Genomic DNA, 22825 nt, shown 5'->3' on the forward strand with positions numbered 1-22825 from the left:
ATGGCGTTATTAAATGTAGATAAATTATCGGTGCATTTCGGCGACGAAAGCGCACCGTTCCGCGCCGTAGACCGCATCAGCTACAGCGTAAAACAGGGTGAAGTGGTCGGGATTGTGGGTGAGTCCGGCTCTGGTAAATCGGTCAGTTCGCTGGCAATTATGGGGCTGATTGATTATCCGGGCCGCGTAATGGCGGAAAAGCTGGAGTTTAACGGTCAGGATTTGCAGCGTATCTCAGAAAAAGAGCGCCGCAACCTGGTGGGTGCCGAAGTGGCAATGATCTTCCAGGACCCGATGACCAGCCTTAACCCGTGCTACACCGTGGGTTTCCAGATTATGGAAGCGATTAAGGTGCATCAGGGCGGCAACAAAAGTACCCGCCGTCAGCGAGCGATTGACCTGCTGAATCTGGTCGGTATTCCCGATCCGGCATCGCGTCTGGATGTTTACCCGCATCAGCTTTCCGGCGGCATGAGCCAGCGCGTGATGATCGCCATGGCGATTGCCTGTCGACCAAAACTGCTGATTGCCGATGAACCGACCACTGCGCTGGACGTGACCATTCAGGCGCAAATTATCGAACTGCTGCTGGAGCTACAGCAGAAAGAGAACATGGCGCTGGTGTTAATTACCCATGACCTGGCGCTGGTGGCGGAAGCGGCACATAAAATTATCGTGATGTATGCAGGCCAGGTAGTAGAAACGGGCGATGCGCACGCTATCTTCCATGCGCCGCGTCACCCGTATACTCAGGCATTGCTGCGTGCGCTGCCGGAATTTGCTCAGGACAAAGAACGTCTGGCGTCGTTGCCAGGTGTCGTTCCCGGCAAGTACGACCGCCCGAACGGCTGCCTGCTTAACCCGCGCTGCCCCTACGCCACTGACAAATGCCGTGCTGAAGAACCGGCGCTGAATATGCTCGCTGACGGGCGTCAGTCCAAATGCCATTACCCACTTGATGATGCCGGGAGGCCGACACTATGAGTACGCATGAGGCCACCTCGCAACAACCGCTGTTGCAGGCTATCGACCTGAAAAAACATTATCCGGTGAAGAAAGGCATGTTCGCGCCGGAACGTCTGGTGAAGGCGCTGGATGGCGTTTCGTTTAACCTTGAACGTGGCAAAACGCTGGCAGTAGTAGGTGAATCTGGCTGCGGTAAATCGACCCTCGGTCGGTTGCTGACGATGATTGAAACGCCCACCGGCGGCGAACTGTATTACCAGGGGCAGGATCTGCTCAAGCACGATCCGCAGGCGCAGAAGCTACGTCGGCAGAAAATCCAGATTGTCTTCCAGAACCCTTACGGTTCGCTGAATCCGCGTAAAAAAGTTGGGCAGATTCTCGAAGAGCCGCTGCTGATCAACACCAGCTTAAGCAAAGAACAGCGTCGGGAAAAAGCCCTGTCGATGATGGCGAAAGTCGGCCTGAAAACCGAGCATTACGACCGCTATCCACATATGTTCTCCGGCGGTCAGCGTCAGCGTATCGCCATTGCCCGAGGTCTGATGCTCGACCCGGATGTGGTGATTGCCGATGAGCCGGTTTCCGCGCTGGACGTCTCAGTGCGTGCGCAGGTGCTGAATCTGATGATGGATTTGCAGCAGGAACTGGGGCTATCTTATGTCTTTATCTCGCACGATCTGTCGGTGGTGGAGCACATTGCTGATGAAGTGATGGTGATGTACCTGGGCCGCTGCGTGGAGAAGGGGACGAAGGACCAAATCTTCAATAACCCGCGCCACCCGTACACTCAGGCATTGCTCTCCGCGACACCACGCCTGAACCCGGACGATCGTCGCGAACGCATCAAACTTACCGGTGAACTGCCAAGCCCGCTGAATCCACCGCCAGGCTGCGCCTTCAACGCCCGCTGTCGTCGGCGCTTCGGCCCCTGCATCCAGTTGCAGCCGCAGCTAAAAGACTACGGCGGTCAACTGGTAGCCTGTTTTGCCGTTGATCAGGATGAAAATCCGCAGCGTTAACTCACAAAACCGGGGCCATGCGCTCCGGTTTACTCAATCAACTTCAACAGTGGCGACAAGCATAACAAAATGCCGTACAGCAGAATCATCCAGGCTTTAAACCCGCGAAGTTTTTCCAGTTGTGAGACTTTATAGATCAGGAAAAACGGAATGAGGCACGACACAATGCCATATAACGGGCTTCCCAACTGAAAGAACACCAGTACCGATACACGAAACGAAACCCAAATCGTCAACGTAATGACGATAAAAGTGCAGATCGCCAGAGTCAGCACGAGTGAGTTAATTTTCCTGGTATCAATAATTCGGCATAACAGATTGAGAATAATGCCTTTAATGGCCTCGTGGAAACCGAGATAAATGCCAAAGAATGCAGTCAGTACGGCAAAGATATTCAGTACCGTAGAGGTGATATGAATGATATGCCCAGGGATCACCTGCGCGGCCAGTGCCAGTGCCGAGATATTTTGTTCAAAGGCAGAAACGGCTTCTTCGTGGCTAATTGAGAAGGTAAACGAAAAGGCAAAAAACAAGATCACCGCAATGAGCGTGATATAGCTAATCCGGTGGGTACGCAGCGCGAGCCGGGTTGCCAGTACTTTATCCGCTTCCCGTTTACGATAGGCAATATTCATTGGGTTAAGTACCTGAATAAATACCGCGGAAAAGAAGCAAAATGGAATAGTAAGCAGGACATCGCGGAAAAAGTCGGAGGCTTGCGGGAAGGCGGTTATATTGGCGAAATTCCAGTGCGGGATCATCGCAAAACCGAACACGACAATAATCCCCACTTTGACCACCACCATTGGTCCGGAAATCTTAAACAGTAATCGTTCACCACCAGACGCAATCGCCACCAGTACGGCGAAAATGGCGACTTTATAAAATAGAGATTGAGAAAGATCGGCATCGGTTAAACCGAAGGTTTTCAGGTACGAGGCGCTGTCGAAAACCACGGAGAGAGAGTAGATAAAAATCCCGTGGATAATCATCAAAAAGTAGATAACCCCGAGGAAAATTCCCCAGTTCTTCCCCAGGTAATGACTGATAATATCGGTGTAGTCATTACAGGAATCGCTTTCAGAAAGGGTTTTTAAATAAATGTCCTGTACTACCCAGGTGGCAGGATAAGCAATGATCGCTGCGGTAATAAATACCCAAATTCCCTTCAAGCCAATTTGTACTGGCATCAGCACGGTTCCGGCACCAATCGCCATGCCTATGCATAATAAAACCCAGCCGAAGTCGTAGCGTGTAAACGGCAATTTCTGATCGTGTTTCGGTAGTGTGTTGTGCTGCATAAAGTCCTGTCCAGAAAGAAGTCGGCCTCGCAAAAATGAATAAACCCAGTTTCTCTTGCGCAACAGGTGGAGAAGTCGAATACGCAGTATGTAAAAAATGAGGCAACAGATTCACTGGGGAGGTCGCGAGGAGGCGCAATTCTACAAAATTGCGCATTTCACTACTAGTCTGGAGTCGGCCCGGATATGAGCTGCAACTATTGCAAATAAAGAAATTAAGCTGGAAGGCATCACGCAATGAGGAAGATTGCCGGGTGCTGACGGCAAAAAGCAATCGTAAAATCAGCGGCAAGCCGGAAGGGTTCCGGTGAGGCGCAATGTTGCGGGGGCTTTATCCCTGGTGGCATTGGTTGCTGGAGAGAGAAAACCCCCGCACGTTGCAGGTATGCACCTGACAACATCACGGGGGCTAATCTTGAACCTGAACAACTCAAGAATAGCCGCGAAACGTTGTCATTACAACACAGGCGGCTATATGACGCTCGCAGAGCTGGGCATGGCCTTCTGGCATGATTTAGCGGCTCCGGTCATTGCTGGCATTCTTGCCAGTATGATCGTGAGCTGGCTGAACAAGCGGAAGTAACGTGTCATGCGGGCGTCAGGCTGCCGTAATGGCAATTTGCGCCCGGACCAGGCCGCAGGGGGAAACTCTGCGGCCTTTTTCGTAAGAAAAATGCAACGGTTGCAAGCGGATAATATTCTGCGGAATGCGCAGCACAGAGTGAAGAAGTGACGGATTCCGGAGCAGAAAAACAGTCGTAGAATCAGCGGCAAGCCGGAAAGGTTCCGGTGAGGCGCAATGTTGCGGGGGCTTAATCCCTGGTGGCATTGGTTGCTGGAGAGAGAAAACCCCCGCACGTTGCAGGTATGCACCTGACAACATCACGGGGGCCATTCTTGCATCTAGACCATTCAAGAATAGCCGCGAAACGTTGTCATTACAACACAGGCGGCTATATGACGCTCGCAGAGCTGGGCATGGCCTTCTGGCATGATTTAGCGGTTCCGGTCATTGCTGGCATTCTTGCCAGTATGATCGTGAACTGGCTGAACAAGCGGAAGTAACGTGTCATGCGGGCGTCAGGCTGCCGTAATGGCAATTTGCGCCCGGACCAGGCCGCAGAGGTGAAACTCTGCGGCCTTTTTCGTAAGGAAAATGCAACGGTTGCAAGCGGATAATATTCTGCGGAATGCGCAGCACAGAGTGAAGAAGTGACGGATTCCGGAGCAGAAAAACAGTCGTAGAATCAGCGGCAAGCCGGAAAGGTTCCGGTGAGGCGCAATGTTGCGGGGGCTTTATCCCTGGTGGCATTGGTTGCTGGAGAGAGAAAACCCCCGCACGTTGCAGGTATGCACCTGACAACATCACGGGGGCTAATCTTGAACCTTAACAACTCAAGAATAGCCGCGAAACGTTGTCATTACAACACAGGCGGCTATATGACGCTCGCAGAACTGGGCATGGCCTTCTGGCATGATTTAGCGGCTCCGGTCATTGCTGGCATTCTTGCCAGTATGATCGTGAACTGGCTGAATAAGCGGAAGTAACGTGTCATGCGGGCGTCAGGCTGCCGTAATGGCAATTTGCGCCCGGATCAGGCCGCAGGGGGAAACTCTGCGGCCTTTTTCGTTCTTACTGCGGGTAAGGCACCCAGTCGCCGCCGTTCAGGCGAACGTACGGTTTATCCTGGTATTGAATAACTACTGCATTTGAGTTCTCAGAGACCGGTGCTGTTTGTGGTAACCCACTGGTGAGTTTTTTCCAGTCAACATTGTCTTCGGAGAAAATCTTGCCATCAAGAACGCGAACCACCAGATCGGAGATAGCCAGGAAGCTGCTCGGTTGGTCGATGACAATCGGTGCCCCCTGATGTGGTGCCTTCATGCCGAAGAATTTCACCCCAACGGGGACGTCTGTGATAGACGGGCTAGGGATATCACGTAGACCAGATACCTGCATTCTGTCGCCCTTCAGCGCGCCGCCGTGTTCCGGCACCACGACCACCATCACTTTACGACCCGATTTCTCCAGTTCAGTAAAGAAGGCGTCCAGTTCATCAAAGAATTTTTGCGCCCGCGCTTTGTAATCCGCTGTTTTGCTGACGCCCGGATAATGGTTGCCGTCATGCAGTGGAAGCGTGTTGTAGAACGTGGCACTACGGCTGTTTTTATCTTTTTCGGTAACGTCCAGCCAACGGTTAAGCACGGCGGTATCGTCATAAACCGGCGAACCATCAAAGCCCAGCAAAATAACCGGCAGATTTGTTTGATCCATCAATTCGCTCTGCATGCCGCCATTTTCGCGAACTTCCTTCAAAAAACCACCGAACTGGCCGTTATGTCCCATCATCAGGTGCTGGGTAAAGCCCAGTTTCGACAGGTTATCAAACAGATAGCAGTCGTTATTTGCCGGTTGATACAGATTAGTGTGCGAAGTCTGCCCGCAGCTGGCGCGCAGTAAACGGATCGCCGCCGGGCCACTGTAGGAGGTGGCGGAGTTAAAGTTCTTGAACTCAATATCGAAATGCGACCACAGTGGATGCGACATCAATCCGGCGGCTTCAATATCCGACCAGGAAAGCGAACAGATATTAATCACCAGTAGTTCAAATGGCTGAGCATCAGCGGGCAGCGAAGACGGGAAGATCGATTTACGTTTCGCCTCCGCGTTATAGAAATTATTCAGCCAGGCGTTAAGGTTTGCTGTTGTTGGCGGTGCAGTTTGTGCGGGTATATCACCCACTACCGGTGCGCCACCCGTCGCCGCAACGGTTGCCGCTGCGTTACCACCCGTCGTTGTTACAGTGGTCGTCGGTTGACCGGCTGGCCACAAGGAGAAACTTGGTCCCGCCAGGGTAAGTACGTTCAGCCATAGCAGAATGGCAACCACAAAAACGGTAATGCGAATCCATTGTGACAGGAATAACCAGGCCACGAATAAAACAAAAATGGCCCCAATCATCTGCCAGTTAATAAAGCGTGTGACAAGATCGATTAAATAATCGGTACTGAACCCCGCCACCTGCGAACCCTGGCTCATTATGCTTTCCGGGCCAGGCAACCAGGTGTCATGCCAGAACAAAGCAAAGCCGATCGGCAGGGCAATCCAGTGGCGCAAGCGATGCAGGCTGTAGCGCGGAATGGGCATTAGCAGAAACGCGGCAAACACCAGATTGAGGAGCGGATGGAAGTTAAGATATCCCGCCCACAACAGACCGAACTTAACCAGAAAATAGAAGTTCCAGCCGGAAAGGCCGCGCCAGTATTGCCAGAGGGAAGAAGGCATGGCGGTATTTTGCGTAAATTGAGTCATTTTTTGGTTGCCCTGGCTTTTTCCGTGCGGCGTAACGTCCCGGCCGGTTTAACATAACGAGGTTTGGCAAAGAACAAACGTAAGGTGTCGCGAATGCGTCGCAAAGAGTGCCGCGCCAGATAGCCCAGCGGGAAAAATATCAGTGCGCAAACGACAATAATTTCAATGATATCGCTGATGGTCATCATGATGAGCGCTCCACAGCATCATCTAACAGTCGCATTGGTTCTGGTATTCGTCGCCAGTGGCGACCATCGTGCTCGGCATTGATGACCGGTTTAGAACTTTGCGCTAAAGGCAGCGGCATGCCCCATTGTTCTGGGGCAAGCAGGCGCATCTGCACCAGCTCGGCACTGATTTGATCATCTTCAAACCAGACCATTCGGTTTGAGAAAATGTCGCCAGTAGGCAATGGGAAAATATGATTCAACGCGGTATCCAGATCGTTAATCCGACAGAATGAGAGAAACAGCACCAGCCGATTACCGCCAATGGTCATGATATCGCCGGTACGGTTAGGGCGACATAGCGTCAGGGCTTGCTCAACGCGGATACCCGGTACCGGACGTAGGGCAACCAGAACGCCTTTACCGTGGGCAGGTAATAGAGGGTTATTCATCATGTTGTTGACGGCATTACAGAACACATCCCACTTCTGGAAACCACGCAGTTTGAGCGGCTGGGTCATTGACAGCAAGGTAGTGATATCTTCCGGCACATAGCGACTAAACTTCTGCCCTTGCACGCTTTCGATCATCGTCAGACAGCGGGAGAGTGGCGCATTCCACGGGATAACCATATTTGCACCGCAGGCCAATAATAAACGTTCATCGGTGGCGCGCAGGCTGGCGGTATTTTCCCGTACGAGGATTTTCATCGCACTACCGCGCTGGCGACGCAGAGTATGAATGCTGCGGGCCAGTGGCTCGATTTGTGCATTTTGCTGTAAAGAAAAGACCACCGTCGCCGCCTGAGCGGTACGGGCTTCATTGAACAGGACTTCGTTATTGTTGAACAGTTGCCAGTGTTCCGATAGCGGCGGAGCACCCTCCAGTACAGCAACATTACTCAGAATGCGTTTTTCGTCGCTGCGTGGTTGGATTTCCGCCTCCTGGTGTTGAACTAATGTCCAGCAACCATTTTGTTGCTGAACGCTAAGCTGCTGACGGGCGCTGACCCCTTTTTCGTTGCACCAGAAAGCAATATCCAGCAAATGTTGGTCGCCCTGAAAACGCAAACTGGCAAGACCAAAAAGTGAACGGTATTCCTCAAGTAACAATGAAAATTGTTTATCGTTATTATTTCCGGAATTAATTACCAAAAGCGAACAATGGTTTAGCCGGCTCCATTTATTCATTTTATCCAACCATGAGCGAAGCCGCTCGGCAGGAATGTTTTGCCATGCGTTATTTGCGCAAACAAGAATAAAAAGGTAATTATGGGGATCAATAGAACACTGCAAATCACGGGCCAAATAGTATAGACCTTTTTCATGATTTAGCATTGAAAATAATGTTATTTTTCCCGGCCCTTGAGAATCATCTAATTGAAAGATTTTCGCTGGATCGCTGTCCATGCTAATGACCGCGACGTGTGCGGTTTCAGCCTGGGATGCAATTGTTTGATTCGCCAGACTGATAGCATCTTCATGGCGATCGACGTTAAACCACCAGACGCCGCCTGCTGGCATATGTCGCAGCTCATCCCATAATGATGAGATACCGATAGAGAATACAGGGTCCACAATGTCCCTCATGTCAACATTTTGTCTGATTATCAGTTTACTAGCGAAAGCTAAGAAATAAACCTACCATTGAAATTAAAACTTATCAGATTTAGCATGTGAATCAATTTAGCAGGTCACAAGACATGTGATTTTAGTCTTTTCGTTTTTAACTTTTTCTGTTGCGTAACGGAAAGTCAAAAAGTGAGCACATTCCCGTCTCGCCGTAAACAATAAACCGACGAAATGCTCACAGTTAGAATTGTCTCATGAACGGTACGGTTATTTCATAGGGATCAAGAAAAATGAATAACAATGAACCAGATACTCTGCCTGATCCCGCGATAGGCTATATCTTCCAGAATGATATTTTGGCGTTAAAGCAGGCATTTTCACTGCCTGATATTGATTATGCCGATATTTCCCAACGCGAACAGTTGGCCGCGGCATTAAAACGCTGGCCGTTGCTGGCAGAGTTTGCGCAACAAAAGTAGGGGATTGGTGAATGGCCGTACTGGGATTGCAGGGGGTTCGGGGAGGCGTGGGGACAACAACCATCACCGCCGCATTAGCCTGGTCATTACAAATGTTGGGAGAAAATGTCCTGGTGGTCGATGCCTGCCCGGACAACTTGTTGCGCCTGTCATTTAACGTTGATTTTACCCACCGTCAGGGTTGGGCCAGAGCTATGCTGGATGGCCAGGACTGGCGTGACGCCGGGTTACGCTATACCTCGCAGCTCGATTTGCTGCCTTTTGGTCAGTTATCCATTGAAGAACAAGAAAATCCACAGCACTGGCAAACCCGGCTGAGCGATATTTGCTCCGGCTTACAGCAACTAAAAGCCAGCGGGCGTTACCAGTGGATTTTAATTGACTTACCGCGTGATGCCTCGCAGATAACCCACCAGCTGCTGAGTTTGTGCGATCACTCGCTGGCAATCGTCAATGTGGATGCCAACTGCCATATCCGACTGCATCAGCAAGCGCTGCCGGATGGTGCACATATTTTGATTAATGACTTCCGTATTGGCAGCCAGGTTCAGGACGATATTTACCAGCTTTGGTTGCAAAGCCAGCGCCGATTGCTGCCGATGCTCATTCATCGTGATGAAGCGATGGCTGAATGTCTGGCAGCTAAGCAACCAGTCGGTGAATTTCGCAGTGATGCGCTGGCGGCTGAAGAAATACTGACGCTGGCTAACTGGTGCCTGTTAAACTATTCCGGGCTGAAAACGCCAGTCGGGAGTGCATCATGAGTATCCTGACCCGGTGGTTGCTTATCCCGCCGGTCAACGCACGGCTTATCGGGCGTTATCGCGATTATCGTCGTCACGGCGCGTCGGCTTTCAGCGCGACGCTCGGCTGTTTCTGGATGATCCTGGCCTGGATTTTTATTCCGCTGGAGCACCCGCGCTGGCAGCGTATTCGCGCAGAACATAAAAACCTGTATCCGCATATCAACGCCTCGCGTCCGCGTCCGCTGGACCCGGTCCGTTATCTTATTCAAACATGCTGGTTACTGATCGGTGCATCGCGCAAAGAAACGCCGAAACCGCGCAGGCGGGCATTTTCAGGTCTACAAAATATTCGTGGACGTTACCATCAATGGATGAACGAGCTGCCTGAGCGCGTTAGCCATAAAACACAGCATCTTGATGAGAAAAAAGAGCTCGGTCATTTGAGTGCCGGGGCGCGGCGGTTGATCCTTGGTATCATCGTCACCTTCTCGCTGATTCTGGCGTTAATCTGCGTTACTCAGCCGTTTAACCCGCTAGCGCAGTTTATCTTCCTGATGCTGCTGTGGGGGGTAGCGCTGATCGTACGGCGGATGCCGGGGCGCTTCTCGGCGCTGATGCTGATTGTGCTGTCGCTGACCGTTTCTTGCCGTTATATCTGGTGGCGTTACACCTCGACGTTAAACTGGGACGATCCGGTCAGCCTGGTGTGCGGGCTTATTCTGCTGTTCGCCGAAACGTACGCGTGGATTGTGCTGGTGCTCGGCTATTTCCAGGTCGTATGGCCGCTGAATCGTCAGCCGGTGCCATTGCCGAAAGATATGTCGCTGTGGCCGTCGGTGGATATCTTTGTCCCGACTTACAACGAAGATCTCAACGTAGTGAAAAATACCATTTACGCTTCGCTGGGTATCGACTGGCCGAAAGACAAGCTGAACATCTGGATCCTCGATGACGGCGGCAGGGAAGAGTTTCGCCAGTTTGCGCAAAACGTGGGGGTGAAATATATCGCCCGTACCACTCATGAACATGCGAAAGCGGGCAACATCAACAATGCGCTGAAATATGCCAAAGGCGAGTTCGTGTCGATATTCGACTGCGACCACGTACCAACGCGATCGTTCCTGCAAATGACCATGGGCTGGTTCCTGAAAGAGAAACAGCTGGCGATGATGCAGACGCCGCACCACTTCTTCTCGCCGGATCCGTTTGAACGCAACCTGGGGCGTTTCCGTAAAACACCGAACGAAGGCACGCTGTTCTATGGTCTGGTGCAGGACGGCAATGATATGTGGGATGCCACTTTCTTCTGCGGCTCATGTGCGGTGATTCGCCGTAAGCCGCTGGATGAGATTGGCGGTATTGCTGTCGAAACGGTAACCGAAGATGCGCACACTTCTCTGCGTCTGCACCGTCGTGGCTACACCTCCGCGTATATGCGTATTCCGCAGGCAGCGGGGCTGGCGACCGAAAGTCTCTCGGCGCATATCGGTCAGCGTATTCGCTGGGCGCGCGGGATGGTGCAAATCTTCCGTCTCGATAACCCGCTCACCGGTAAAGGGCTGAAGTTTGCTCAGCGACTGTGCTATGTCAACGCCATGTTCCACTTCTTGTCGGGCATTCCACGGCTGATCTTCCTGACTGCGCCGCTGGCGTTCCTGCTGTTTCATGCCTACATCATCTACGCGCCAGCGTTGATGATCGCCCTGTTTGTGCTACCGCATATGATCCATGCCAGCCTGACTAACTCGAAGATCCAGGGCAAATATCGCCACTCTTTCTGGAGTGAAATCTACGAAACGGTGCTGGCGTGGTATATCGCACCACCGACGCTGGTGGCGCTGATTAACCCGCACAAAGGCAAATTTAACGTCACCGCCAAAGGTGGACTGGTGGAAGAAGAGTACGTCGACTGGGTGATCTCGCGGCCCTACATCTTCCTTGTTCTGCTCAACCTGGTGGGCGTAGCGGTTGGGATCTGGCGCTACTTCTATGGTCCGCCAACCGAGATGCTCACCGTGGTCGTCAGTATGGTGTGGGTATTCTACAACCTGATTATTCTCGGCGGCGCAGTCGCAGTATCGGTAGAAAGCAAACAGGTACGCCGATCGCACCGCGTGGAGATGACGATGCCCGCAGCAATTGCCCGCGAAGATGGTCACCTCTTCTCGTGTACCGTTCAGGATTTCTCCGACGGTGGTTTGGGGATCAAGATCAACGGTCAGGCGCAGATTCTGGAAGGGCAGAAAGTGAATCTGTTGCTTAAACGCGGTCAGCAGGAATACGTCTTCCCGGCTCAGGTGGCGCGCGTGATGGGTAATGAAGTTGGGCTGAAATTAATGCCGCTCACTACCCAGCAACATATCGATTTTGTGCAGTGTACGTTTGCCCGTGCGGATACATGGGCGCTCTGGCAGGACAGCTACCCGGAAGATAAGCCGCTGGAAAGTCTGCTGGATATTCTGAAGCTCGGCTTCCGTGGCTACCGCCATCTGGCGGAATTTGCGCCTTCTTCGGTGAAGGGCATATTCCGTGTGCTGACTTCTCTGGTTTCCTGGGTTGTATCGTTTATTCCGCGCCGCCCGGAGCGGAGCGAAACGGCACAACCATCGGATCAGGCTTTGGCTCAACAATGATGATAACGCGATGAAAAGAAAAATATTCTGGATTTGTGCAGTGGCTCTGGGGATGAGTGCGTTCCCCTCTTTCATGACGCAGGCGACGCCAGCAACGCAACCACTGATCAATGCTGAGCCAGCTGTAACCGCCCAGGCGGAGCAAAATCCGCAGGTGGGGCAAGTGATGCCGGGCGTGCAGGGCGCAGATGCGCCAGTCGTGGCGCAGAACGGTCCTTCCCGTGATGTGAAGCTGACCTTTGCGCAAATTGCGCCGCCGCCGGGCAGCATGGTGCTACGTGGCATTAACCCAAACGGCAGCATTGAGTTTGGTATGCGCAGCGATGAAGTGGTGACGAAGGCGATGCTCAACCTCGAATACACGCCATCGCCATCATTACTGCCTGTCCAGTCGCAGTTAAAGGTTTATCTCAATGATGAACTGATGGGCGTGCTGCCAGTGACCAAAGAACAGTTGGGTAAAAAAACGCTGGCACAAATGCCCATTAACCCGCTGTTTATTACTGATTTCAACCGTGTGCGGCTGGAGTTTGTCGGCCATTATCAGGACGTGTGCGAAAACCCGGCCAGCACCACGCTTTGGCTGGATGTTGGGCGGAGCAGTGGACTGGATCTGACCTATCAGACCCTGAATGTGAAGAATGACCTGTCACACTTCCCGGTGCCATTCTTTGACCCGCGTGATAACCGCACCAACACCTTGCCGATGGTCTTTGCGGGTGCGCCGGATGTTGAGCTGCAACAAGCATCTGCCATTGTCGCCTCGTGGTTTGGTTCGCGTTCAGGCTGGCGTGGGCAGAACTTCCCGGTGCTCTATAACCAACTGCCGGATCGCAATGCCATTGTCTTTGCCACCAATGACAAACGCCCGGACTTCCTGCGCGATCATCCGGCGGTAAAAGCCCCGGTGATTGAGATGATTAACCATCCGCAGAATCCTTACGTCAAACTGCTGGTGGTGTTTGGCCGTGACGACAAAGACTTGTTGCAGGCAGCGAAAGGTATCGCTCAGGGTAACATTCTGTTCCGTGGTGAAAGTGTGGTAGTGAATGAAGTGAAACCGCTGCTACCGCGTAAGCCGTACGATGCGCCGAACTGGGTGCGTACCGATCGTCCGGTTACCTTTGGTGAACTGAAAACCTATGAAGAACAATTACAATCCAGCGGTCTTGAGCCAGCAGCGATTAACGTTTCACTAAACCTGCCGCCGGATCTCTACCTGATGCGCAGTACCGGCATTGATATGGATATTAATTACCGCTACACCATGCCGCCGGTGAAAGACAGTTCGCGGATGGATATCAGCCTGAATAACCAGTTCCTGCAATCCTTCAACCTGAGCAGCAAACAGGAGGCGAACCGCCTGCTGCTGCGTATTCCGGTATTACAAGGTTTGCTGGATGGCAAAACGGATGTCTCTATTCCGGCGCTGAAACTGGGCGCGACCAACCAGTTGCGGTTCGACTTTGAGTATATGAACCCGATGCCGGGCGGTTCGGTGGATAACTGTATTACCTTCCAGCCGGTGCAGAATCATGTAGTGATTGGTGACGACTCCACCATCGACTTCTCGAAGTATTACCACTTCATCCCGATGCCGGATCTACGCGCCTTTGCTAACGCGGGCTTCCCGTTCAGCCGGATGGCGGATTTGTCGCAAACCATCACCGTGATGCCGAAAACGCCAAACGAAGCACAGATGGAAACCTTGCTGAATACCGTTGGCTTTATCGGTGCGCAGACGGGCTTCCCGGCGATTAACCTGACGGTGACCGATGATGGCAGCACCATTCAGGGCAAAGATGCCGACATCATGATCGTCGGTGGTATCCCGGACAAACTGAAAGACGATAAGCAGATCGACCTGTTGGTGCAGGCTACCGAAAGCTGGGTGAAAACGCCGATGCGCCAGACCCCGTTCCCCGGTATTGTGCCGGACGAGAGCGATCGCGCGGCAGAAACTCAGTCAACGCTGACCTCTTCCGGTGCGATGGCGGCGGTGATTGGCTTCCAGTCGCCGTATAACGACCAGCGCAGCGTGATTGCGCTGCTGGCAGATAGCCCACGCGGTTATGAAATGCTTAACGATGCGGTGAACGATAGCGGCAAACGCGCCACCATGTTCGGTTCGGTCGCGGTGATCCGCGAGTCCGGTATCAACAGCCTACGTGTTGGCGATGTTTATTACGTAGGTCATCTGCCGTGGTTCGAGCGCTTGTGGTATGCGCTGGCAAACCATCCGATTCTGCTGGCGGTACTGGCGGCTATCAGTGTGATATTGCTGGCGTGGGTACTGTGGCGTCTGCTGCGTATTATTAGTCGTCGTCGTCTTAACCCGGATAACGAGTAATTGAAGATGAATGTGTTGCGTAGTGGACTCGTGACGATGCTGCTGTTGGCTGCCTTTAGTGTTCAGGCAGCCTGTACCTGGCCTGCCTGGGAGCAGTTTAAAAAGGATTACATCAGTCAGGAAGGGCGCGTCATCGACCCCAGCGACGCGCGCAAAATCACCACCTCCGAAGGGCAAAGTTACGGCATGTTCTTTGCCCTGGCGGCTAACGACCGTGCAGCTTTCGATAATCTTCTCGACTGGACGCAGAACAATCTCGCTCAGGGTTCTTTAAAAGAACATTTGCCCGCCTGGCTGTGGGGCAAGAAAGAGAACAGTAAGTGGGAAGTGCTGGACAGCAATTCGGCCTCCGATGGTGATGTCTGGATGGCCTGGTCGTTGCTGGAGGCGGGGCGTTTGTGGAAAGAGCAGCGTTATACCGACATCGGCAGCGCATTGCTAAAACGTATCGCGCGGGAGGAAGTGGTGACGGTGCCTGGGCTGGGCTCCATGTTGTTACCGGGCAAAGTGGGTTTTGCTGAGGATAACAGCTGGCGTTTTAACCCCAGCTACCTGCCGCCGACGCTGGCGCAGTATTTCACCCGCTTTGGCGCGCCGTGGACCACGCTGCGCGAAACCAATCAACGTTTATTGCTGGAAACCGCCCCGAAAGGCTTTTCGCCAGACTGGGTGCGCTATGAGAAAGACAAAGGCTGGCAGCTAAAAGCCGAAAAAACATTGATCAGCAGCTACGACGCTATCCGCGTTTACATGTGGGTAGGCATGATGCCTGACAGCGATCCGCAAAAAGCGCGGATGCTCAACCGGTTTAAACCGATGGCGACATTCACTGAGAAAAACGGTTATCCGCCGGAAAAAGTGGATGTGGCTACGGGGAAAGCGCAGGGTAAAGGACCGGTCGGTTTTTCTGCCGCCATGCTGCCCTTTTTACAAAACCGCGATGCGCAGGCCGTTCAGCGCCAGCGCGTGGCCGATAACTTTCCCGGCAGCGATGCCTATTACAACTATGTGCTGACCCTGTTTGGACAAGGCTGGGATCAACACCGTTTCCGCTTCTCGACAAAAGGTGAGTTATTACCTGACTGGGGCCAGGAATGCGCAAATTCACACTAAACATATTCACGCTTTCCCTCGCTCTGGCCGTCATGCCGATGGTCGAGGCAGCACCAACCGCTCAGCAACAGTTGCTGGAGCAAGTTCGGTTAGGCGAAGCGACCCATCGTGAAGACCTGGTGCAACAGTCGTTGTATCGGCTGGAACTTATTGATCCGAATAACCCGGATGTGATTGCTGCCCGTTTTCGTTCTCTGTTACGTCAGGGCGATATTGATGGCGCACAAAAACAGCTCGATCGGCTGTCGCAGTTAGCGCCGAGTTCAAATGCGTATAAATCGTCACGGACCACAATGTTGCTTTCCACGCCGGATGGTCGTCAGGCACTGCAACAGGCAAGATTGCAGGCGACGACTGGTCATGCGGAAGAAGCTGTGGCGAGTTACAACAAACTGTTCAACGGTGCGCCGCCGGAAGGTGACATTGCTGTCGAGTACTGGAGTACGGTGGCGAAAATTCCGGCCCGCCGTGGCGAAGCGATTAATCAGCTAAAACGCATTAATGCGGATACGCCGGGCAACACGGGCCTGCAAAACAATCTGGCGCTATTACTGTTTAGTAGCGATCGCCGTGACGAAGGTTTTGCCGTCCTGGAACAGATGGCGAAATCGAACGCCGGGCGCGAAGGGGCCTCTAAAATCTGGTACGGGCAGATTAAAGACATGCCCGTCAGCGATGCCAGCGTGCAGGCACTGAAAAAATATCTCTCGATCTTTAGCGATGGCGATAGCGTAGCTGCTGCACAATCGCAACTGGCAGAACAGCAAAAACAGCTGGCCGACCCTGCTTTCCGCGCTCGTGCGCAAGGTTTAGCGGCGGTGGACTCTGGCATGGCGGGTAAAGCCATTCCCGAACTACAACAGGCGGTGCGGGCGAACCCGAAAGACAGTGAGGCTCTGGGGGCGCTGGGCCAGGCGTATTCCCAGAAAGGTGATCGCGCCAATGCAGTGGCGAATCTGGAAAAAGCCCTCGCGCTGGATCCGCACAACAGCAATAACGACAAATGGAACAGTCTGCTGAAAGTAAACCGCTACTGGCTGGCGATCCAGCAGGGCGATGCCGCGCTGAAAGCCAATAATCCTGACCGGGCAGAACGGCTGTTCCAGCAGGCACGTAATGTCGATAACACCGACAGCTATGCAGTGCTTGGGCTGGGCGATGTGGCGATGGCGCGCAAAGATTATCCCGCCGCCGAACGCTATTACCAGCAGACCTTGCGTATGGACAGCGGCAACACTAACGCCGTGCGCGGGCTGGCGAATATTTACCGCCAGCAGTCGCCAGAAAAAGCCGAAGCGTATATCGCCTCGCTCTCTGCCAGCCAGCGGCGCAGCATTGATGATATCGAACGCAGCCTGCAAAACGACCGTCTGGCACAGCAGGCAGAGGCACTGGAAAACCAGGGGAAATGGGCGCAGGCGGCAGCACTTCAGCGGCAACGACTGGCGCTGGACCCCGGCAGTGTATGGATTACTTACCGACTTTCGCAGGATCTCTGGCAGGCCGGACAACGCAGCCAGGCCGATACGTTAATGCGCAATCTGGCGCAGCAGAAGCCGAACGACCCGGAGCAGGTTTACGCTTACGGGCTGTACCTCTCCGGTCACGACCAGGACAGAGCGGCGTTGGCGCATATCAACAGCCTGCCGCGCGGGCAGTGGAACAGCAATATTCAGGAGCTGGTTAATCGACTGCAAAACGATCAGGTGCTGGAAACCGCTAATCGCCTGCGAGAAAACGGTAAAGAGGCAGAAGCGGAAGCGATGCTGCGCCAGCAACCGCCTTCCTCGCGTATTGACCTCACGCTGGCTGACTGGGCGCAGCAGCGACGTGATTACACCGCCGCCCGCGCTGCATATCAGAATGTCCTGACGCGGGAGCCAACTAACGCCGATGCCATTCTTGGTCTGACGGAAGTGGATATTGCTGCCGGTGACAAAGCGGCGGCACGTAGCCAGCTGGCGAAACTGCCTGCCATTGATAACGCCTCGCTGAACACACAGCGGCGCGTGGCGCTGGCACAGGCGCAGCTTGGCGATACCGCAGCGGCGCAGCAGACATTTAATAAGTTGATCCCGCAGGCAAAATCTCAGCCACCGTCGATGGAAAGCGCGATGGTACTGCGTGATGGTGCGAAGTTTGAAGCGCTGGCGGGCGATCCAACGCAGGCGCTGGAAACCTACAAAGACGCTATGGTTGCATCCGGTGTGACCACGACGCGTCCGCAGGATAACGACACCTTTACCCGGCTGACCCGTAACGACGAGAAAGATGACTGGCTGAAACGCGGCGTGCGCAGCGATACGGCGGACCTCTATCGCCAGCAGGATCTTAACGTCACTCTCGAGCACGATTACTGGGGTTCGAGCGGTACCGGTGGTTACTCCGATCTGAAAGCGCACACCACTATGTTGCAGGTGGACGCGCCCTATTCTGACGGGCGGATGTTCTTTCGCAGTGATTTCGTCAATATGAACGTCGGCAGTTTCTCCACTAATGCCGATGGCAAATGGGATGACAACTGGGGCACCTGTACATTACAGGACTGTAGCGGCAACCGCAGCCAGTCGGATTCCGGTGCCAGCGTGGCGGTCGGCTGGCGAAATGACGTCTGGAGCTGGGATATCGGTACCACGCCGATGGGCTTCAACGTGGTGGATGTGGTCGGCGGCATCAGTTACAGCGATGATATCGGGCCGCTGGGTTACACCGTTAACGCCCACCGTCGGCCCATCTCCAGTTCTTTGCTGGCCTTTGGTGGGCAAAAAGACTCTCCGAGCAATACCGGGAAAAAATGGGGCGGCGTGCGTGCCGACGGCGTGGGGCTAAGTCTGAGTTACGATAAAGGTGAAGCAAACGGCGTCTGGGCATCGCTTAGCGGTGATCAGTTAACCGGTAAAAATGTCGAAGATAACTGGCGTGTGCGCTGGATGACGGGCTATTACTATAAGGTCATCAACCAGAACAATCGCCGCGTCACAATCGGCCTGAACAACATGATCTGGCATTATGACAAAGACCTGAGTGGCTACTCACTCGGTCAGGGCGGTTACTACAGTCCGCAGGAATACCTGTCGTTTGCCATACCGGTGATGTGGCGGGAGCGCACGGAAAACTGGTCGTGGGAGCTGGGGGCGTCTGGCTCGTGGTCGCATTCACGCACCAAAACCATGCCGCGTTATCCGCTGATGAATCTGATCCCGACCGACTGGCAGGAAGAAGCTGCGCGGCAATCCAACGATGGCGGCAGCAGTCAGGGCTTTGGCTACACGGCGCGGGCATTACTTGAACGACGTGTTACTTCCAACTGGTTTGTCGGCACGGCAATTGATATCCAGCAGGCAAAAGATTACGCACCCAGCCATTTCCTGCTCTACGTACGTTATTCCGCCGCCGGATGGCAGGGTGACATGGATTTACCGCCGCAGCCGCTGATACCTTACGCCGACTGGTAAGTTTTCAGATAGCGCCTCTCTTAATGCCGCTGCGATCGGGTATACTCGGGCGGCAATCTGGGATTTCCGGGGGGAGACAATTTGCGCGTAAGTCGCTCGTTAACAATCAAGCAGATGGCAATGGTGGCAGCCGTTGTCCTGGTGTTCGTTTTTATTTTTTGCACCGTTTTGCTGTTCCATCTGGTCCAGCAGAATCGCTATAACACGGCTACGCAACTGGAAAGCATTGCTCGCTCTGTCCGCGAACCCTTATCTTCTGCCATTTTGAAAGGCGATATTCCCGAAGCGGAAGCTATTCTTGCCAGCATTAAACCGGCCGGCGTGGTCAGCCGTGCCGATGTAGTGCTGCCCAACCAGTTCCAGGCGCTGCGTAAAAGTTTTATTCCAGAGCGTCCGGTGCCGGTAATGGTTACTCGCCTGTTTGAGCTACCGGTGCAAATCTCGCTGGGCGTTTACTCGCTGGAACGTCCGGCAAACCCGCAGCCAATTGCCTATCTGGTGTTACAGGCGGATTCCTTCCGCATGTATAAGTTCGTGATGAGCACCCTCTCAACGTTAGTGACCATTTACTTACTTTTGTCGTTAATATTGACGGTGGCGATTAGCTGGTGCATTAACCGCCTGATTTTGCATCCATTACGCAATATTGCTCGCGAACTTAACGCCATCCCACCCCAGGAGCTTGTTGGTCACCAACTGGCATTACCGCGTCTGCATCAGGACGATGAAATCGGTATGTTGGTGCGCAGTTACAACCTCAACCAGCAATTGCTGCAGCGCCATTATGAAGAACAGAACGAAAATGCGATGCGCTTCCCGGTGTCGGATTTGCCGAACAAAGCCTTGCTGATGGAGATGCTGGAGCAGGTGGTGGCGCGTAAACAAACCACCGCGCTGATGATCATCACCTGTGAAACCCTGCGTGATACTGCGGGTGTGCTGAAAGAGGCGCAACGAGAAATTCTGCTGCTGACGCTGGTGGAAAAACTCAAATCGGTACTGTCGCCCCGCATGATCCTCGCGCAGATTAGCGGTTATGACTTTGCTGTCATTGCCAACGGTGTACAGGAACCGTGGCACGCTATCACATTAGGTCAGCAAGTGCTCACTATCATGAGCGAGCGCCTGCCGATTGAACGTATTCAACTCCGTCCGCACTGTAGCATTGGCGTGGCGATGTTCTACGGCGATCTCACCGCCGAACAGCTTTACAGTCGCGCTATTTCTGCGGCATTTACCGCTCGCCATAAAGGCAAAAATCAGATTCAGTTCTTTGATCCGCAGCAGATGGAAGCCGCCCAGAAGCGGTTGACGGAAGAGAGCGATATCCTTAATGCACTGGAAAATCATCAATTTGCAATTTGGTTACAGCCACAGGTCGAGATGACCAGCGGTAAACTGGTCAGTGCGGAAGTGTTACTGCGTATCCAGCAACCGGATGGCAGTTGGGACCTGCCCGATGGCTTAATCGATCGCATTGAGTGCTGTGGGCTGATGGTTACCGTCGGTCACTGGGTGCTGGAAGAGTCCTGTCGATTGCTTGCTGCCTGGCAAGAGCGCGGCATTATGCTGCCCTTGTCGGTAAACCTCTCAGCGCTGCAACTGATGCATCCAAATATGGTGGCGGATATGCTGGAACTGTTAACCCGCTATCGCATTCAGCCGGGAACACTGATTCTGGAAGTGACAGAAAGCCGACGTATTGACGATCCTCATGCTGCGGTGGCAATCCTCCGTCCGCTGCGCAATGCCGGAGTTCGGGTGGCGCTGGATGATTTCGGCATGGGCTACGCAGGGCTGCGTCAGCTGCAGCATATGAAATCGTTGCCAATCGACGTACTGAAAATCGACAAAATGTTTGTTGAAGGTTTGCCGGAAGATAGCAGCATGATTGCTGCAATTATCATGCTGGCGCAGAGCCTGAACTTACAAATGATTGCCGAAGGCGTGGAGACTGAAGCACAACGCGACTGGCTGGCAAAAGCGGGCGTTGGTATTGCCCAGGGCTTCCTTTTTGCTCGCCCACTCCCTATTGAAATCTTCGAAGAGAGTTACCTGGAAGAAAAGTAGCTACCCCAAACTGATTACAAAACTTTAAAAAGTGCTGGTTTGTGCGAGCCAGCTCAAACTTTTTAACCTTTTTGTTTCAATTATGATCCAGGTACATTTCTGTGATGTTGTCTGGGTGTTATTTTAAGGCCGCAGGTACCCCATAACCTTACAAGACCTGTGGTTTTACTAAAGGACACCCTATGAAAACCTCTCTGTTTAAAAGCCTTTACTTTCAGGTCCTGACAGCGATAGCCATTGGTATTCTCCTTGGCCATTTCTATCCTGAAATAGGCGAGCAAATGAAACCGCTTGGCGACGGCTTCGTTAAGCTCATTAAGATGATCATCGCTCCTGTCATCTTTTGTACCGTCGTAACGGGCATTGCGGGCATGGAAAGCATGAAGGCGGTCGGTCGTACCGGCGCAGTCGCACTGCTTTACTTTGAAATTGTCAGTACCATCGCGCTGATTATTGGTCTTATCATCGTTAACGTCGTGCAGCCTGGTGCCGGAATGAACGTCGATCCGGCAACGCTTGATGCGAAAGCGGTAGCGGTTTACGCCGATCAGGCGAAAGACCAGGGCATTGTCGCCTTCATTATGGATGTCATCCCGGCGAGCGTCATTGGCGCATTTGCCAGCGGTAACATTCTGCAGGTACTGCTGTTTGCCGTACTGTTTGGTTTTGCGCTCCACCGTCTGGGCAGCAAAGGCCAACTGATTTTTAACGTGATCGAAAGTTTCTCGCAGGTCATTTTCGGCATCATCAATATGATCATGCGTCTGGCACCTATTGGTGCGTTCGGGGCAATGGCGTTTACCATCGGTAAATACGGCGTCGGCACACTGGTGCAACTGGGGCAGCTGATTATCTGTTTCTACATCACCTGTATCCTGTTTGTGGTGCTGGTATTGGGTTCAATCGCTAAAGCGACTGGTTTCAGTATCTTCAAATTTATCCGTTACATCCGTGAAGAACTGCTGATTGTACTGGGGACTTCATCTTCCGAGTCGGCGCTGCCGCGTATGCTAGACAAGATGGAGAAACTCGGCTGCCGCAAATCGGTGGTGGGGCTGGTCATCCCGACAGGCTACTCGTTTAACCTTGATGGCACATCGATATACCTGACAATGGCGGCGGTGTTTATCGCCCAGGCCACTAACAGTCAGATGGATATCGTCCACCAAATCACGCTGTTAATCGTGTTGCTGCTTTCTTCTAAAGGGGCGGCAGGGGTAACGGGTAGTGGTTTTATCGTGCTGGCGGCGACGCTCTCTGCGGTGGGCCATTTGCCTGTAGCGGGTCTGGCGCTGATCCTCGGTATCGACCGCTTTATGTCAGAAGCTCGTGCGCTGACTAACCTGGTCGGTAACGGCGTAGCGACCATTGTCGTTGCTAAGTGGGTGAAAGAACTGGACCACAAAAAACTGGACGATGTGCTGAATAATCGTGCGCCGGATGGCAAAACGCACGAATTATCCTCTTAATCTCACCACTTATGCCCGCACTCCCTTCCCCGAGTGCGGGTGTTTGCGCATAATTGACCCCTGTGCCTGAACTTACCACCTGGGTGAGTTCAGGTTTATTTCACTTCTTCCGTGACATTTTCATGTTCTTGCGGTCTAACACGAAGTGTTTTTAACGTCATTTAGACTGACCG

The 22825-nt window shown here is 53.1% G+C and carries 17 protein-coding genes; 13 read left to right on the forward strand and 4 right to left on the reverse strand.

Features of this window, described 5'->3' with window-relative positions:
* Together dppD and dppF are read left to right on the forward strand one after the other, a co-directional pair.
* Nucleotides 1-984, forward strand: a complete 984-nt coding sequence (gene dppD / locus ACJHYO_RS13110; RefSeq protein WP_001196477.1) for a dipeptide ABC transporter ATP-binding protein — start codon at nt 1-3, stop codon at nt 982-984.
* Nucleotides 981-1985 carry a dipeptide ABC transporter ATP-binding subunit DppF gene (gene dppF, locus ACJHYO_RS13115; RefSeq protein ID WP_000103579.1) on the forward strand — a complete coding sequence of 335 codons (1005 nt, stop codon included), beginning with the start codon at nt 981-983 and terminating at the stop codon, nt 1983-1985. Before dppD ends, dppF begins: the two co-directional genes overlap by 4 nt.
* 29 nt (nt 1986-2014) lie before the next feature.
* On the opposite strand, the gene ACJHYO_RS13120 is transcribed toward dppF, so the two are convergent.
* The gene (locus ACJHYO_RS13120; protein WP_001334058.1) at nt 2015-3286 is read right to left on the reverse strand and encodes an aromatic amino acid transport family protein; all 1272 of its coding nucleotides are present in this window, start codon (nt 3284-3286) and stop codon (nt 2015-2017) included.
* 475 nt (nt 3287-3761) lie between these two features.
* Here ACJHYO_RS13120 and ACJHYO_RS13125 point away from each other — a divergent pair, with 475 nt between their 5' ends.
* From ACJHYO_RS13125 to ACJHYO_RS13135, 3 genes are all read left to right on the forward strand, one after another.
* Nucleotides 3762-3869 carry a type I toxin-antitoxin system toxin Ldr family protein gene (locus ACJHYO_RS13125; protein ID WP_000170745.1) on the forward strand — a complete coding sequence of 36 codons (108 nt, stop codon included), beginning with the start codon at nt 3762-3764 and terminating at the stop codon, nt 3867-3869.
* Between the two features lie 374 nt (nt 3870-4243).
* Nucleotides 4244-4351, forward strand: a complete 108-nt coding sequence (locus ACJHYO_RS13130; RefSeq protein WP_000170747.1) for a type I toxin-antitoxin system toxin Ldr family protein — start codon at nt 4244-4246, stop codon at nt 4349-4351.
* Between the two features lie 375 nt (nt 4352-4726).
* Nucleotides 4727-4834: a type I toxin-antitoxin system toxin Ldr family protein gene (locus ACJHYO_RS13135; RefSeq protein ID WP_001295224.1), complete on the forward strand. Its 108-nt coding sequence runs from the start codon at nt 4727-4729 to the stop codon at nt 4832-4834.
* 85 nt (nt 4835-4919) lie between these two features.
* Here ACJHYO_RS13135 and bcsG read toward each other — a convergent pair whose 3' ends face one another.
* Genes bcsG through bcsE form a run of 3 tightly spaced genes read right to left on the reverse strand, consistent with a single transcriptional unit; the run spans nt 4920 to nt 8355 of the window.
* On the reverse strand, nt 4920-6599 hold the full coding sequence (gene bcsG / locus ACJHYO_RS13140) for a cellulose biosynthesis protein BcsG (RefSeq protein WP_000191567.1): 1680 nt from the start codon (nt 6597-6599) through the stop codon (nt 4920-4922).
* The gene (bcsF, locus tag ACJHYO_RS13145) at nt 6596-6787 is read right to left on the reverse strand and encodes a cellulose biosynthesis protein BcsF (protein ID WP_000988308.1); all 192 of its coding nucleotides are present in this window, start codon (nt 6785-6787) and stop codon (nt 6596-6598) included. Before bcsF ends, bcsG begins: the two co-directional genes overlap by 4 nt.
* Nucleotides 6784-8355 carry a cellulose biosynthesis c-di-GMP-binding protein BcsE gene (gene bcsE, locus ACJHYO_RS13150; RefSeq protein WP_001204945.1) on the reverse strand — a complete coding sequence of 524 codons (1572 nt, stop codon included), beginning with the start codon at nt 8353-8355 and terminating at the stop codon, nt 6784-6786. The genes bcsF and bcsE overlap by 4 nt, the downstream gene beginning before the upstream one ends.
* Nucleotides 8356-8627: 272 nt before the next feature.
* Here bcsE and bcsR point away from each other — a divergent pair, with 272 nt between their 5' ends.
* The 8 genes from bcsR to dctA all read left to right on the forward strand — a co-directional run bounded on the left by bcsR (nt 8628) and on the right by dctA (nt 22652).
* On the forward strand, nt 8628-8816 hold the full coding sequence (bcsR, locus tag ACJHYO_RS13155) for a cellulose biosynthesis protein BcsR (protein ID WP_001063314.1): 189 nt from the start codon (nt 8628-8630) through the stop codon (nt 8814-8816).
* Between the two features lie 11 nt (nt 8817-8827).
* The gene (bcsQ, locus tag ACJHYO_RS13160; protein WP_000279525.1) at nt 8828-9580 is read left to right on the forward strand and encodes a cellulose biosynthesis protein BcsQ; all 753 of its coding nucleotides are present in this window, start codon (nt 8828-8830) and stop codon (nt 9578-9580) included.
* Nucleotides 9577-12195, forward strand: a complete 2619-nt coding sequence (bcsA, locus tag ACJHYO_RS13165; RefSeq protein ID WP_000025883.1) for a UDP-forming cellulose synthase catalytic subunit — start codon at nt 9577-9579, stop codon at nt 12193-12195. The genes bcsQ and bcsA overlap by 4 nt, the downstream gene beginning before the upstream one ends.
* Before the next feature lie 10 nt (nt 12196-12205).
* Nucleotides 12206-14545, forward strand: a complete 2340-nt coding sequence (gene bcsB / locus ACJHYO_RS13170; protein ID WP_001332146.1) for a cellulose biosynthesis cyclic di-GMP-binding regulatory protein BcsB — start codon at nt 12206-12208, stop codon at nt 14543-14545.
* Between the two features lie 6 nt (nt 14546-14551).
* Nucleotides 14552-15658 carry a cellulose synthase complex periplasmic endoglucanase BcsZ gene (gene bcsZ, locus ACJHYO_RS13175; protein ID WP_001304954.1) on the forward strand — a complete coding sequence of 369 codons (1107 nt, stop codon included), beginning with the start codon at nt 14552-14554 and terminating at the stop codon, nt 15656-15658.
* Nucleotides 15640-19113, forward strand: coding sequence for a cellulose synthase complex outer membrane protein BcsC (gene bcsC / locus ACJHYO_RS13180; protein WP_001225061.1), 3474 nt, complete (start codon nt 15640-15642; stop codon nt 19111-19113). Before bcsZ ends, bcsC begins: the two co-directional genes overlap by 19 nt.
* 81 nt (nt 19114-19194) lie before the next feature.
* A complete protein-coding gene (gene hmsP, locus ACJHYO_RS13185; RefSeq protein ID WP_001266324.1) occupies nt 19195-21183 on the forward strand; it encodes a biofilm formation regulator HmsP in 1989 nt (662 codons plus the stop codon).
* Nucleotides 21184-21365: 182 nt separating this feature from the next.
* Complete coding sequence (dctA, locus tag ACJHYO_RS13190) at nt 21366-22652, forward strand: C4-dicarboxylate transporter DctC (RefSeq protein ID WP_000858214.1); 1287 nt, start codon at nt 21366-21368, stop codon at nt 22650-22652.
* The last annotated feature ends 173 nt before the right edge of the window (nt 22653-22825 follow it).

This window comes from Escherichia sp. WS1118 (assembly GCF_046487695.1).
Lineage (GTDB): Bacteria > Pseudomonadota > Gammaproteobacteria > Enterobacterales > Enterobacteriaceae > Escherichia > Escherichia coli.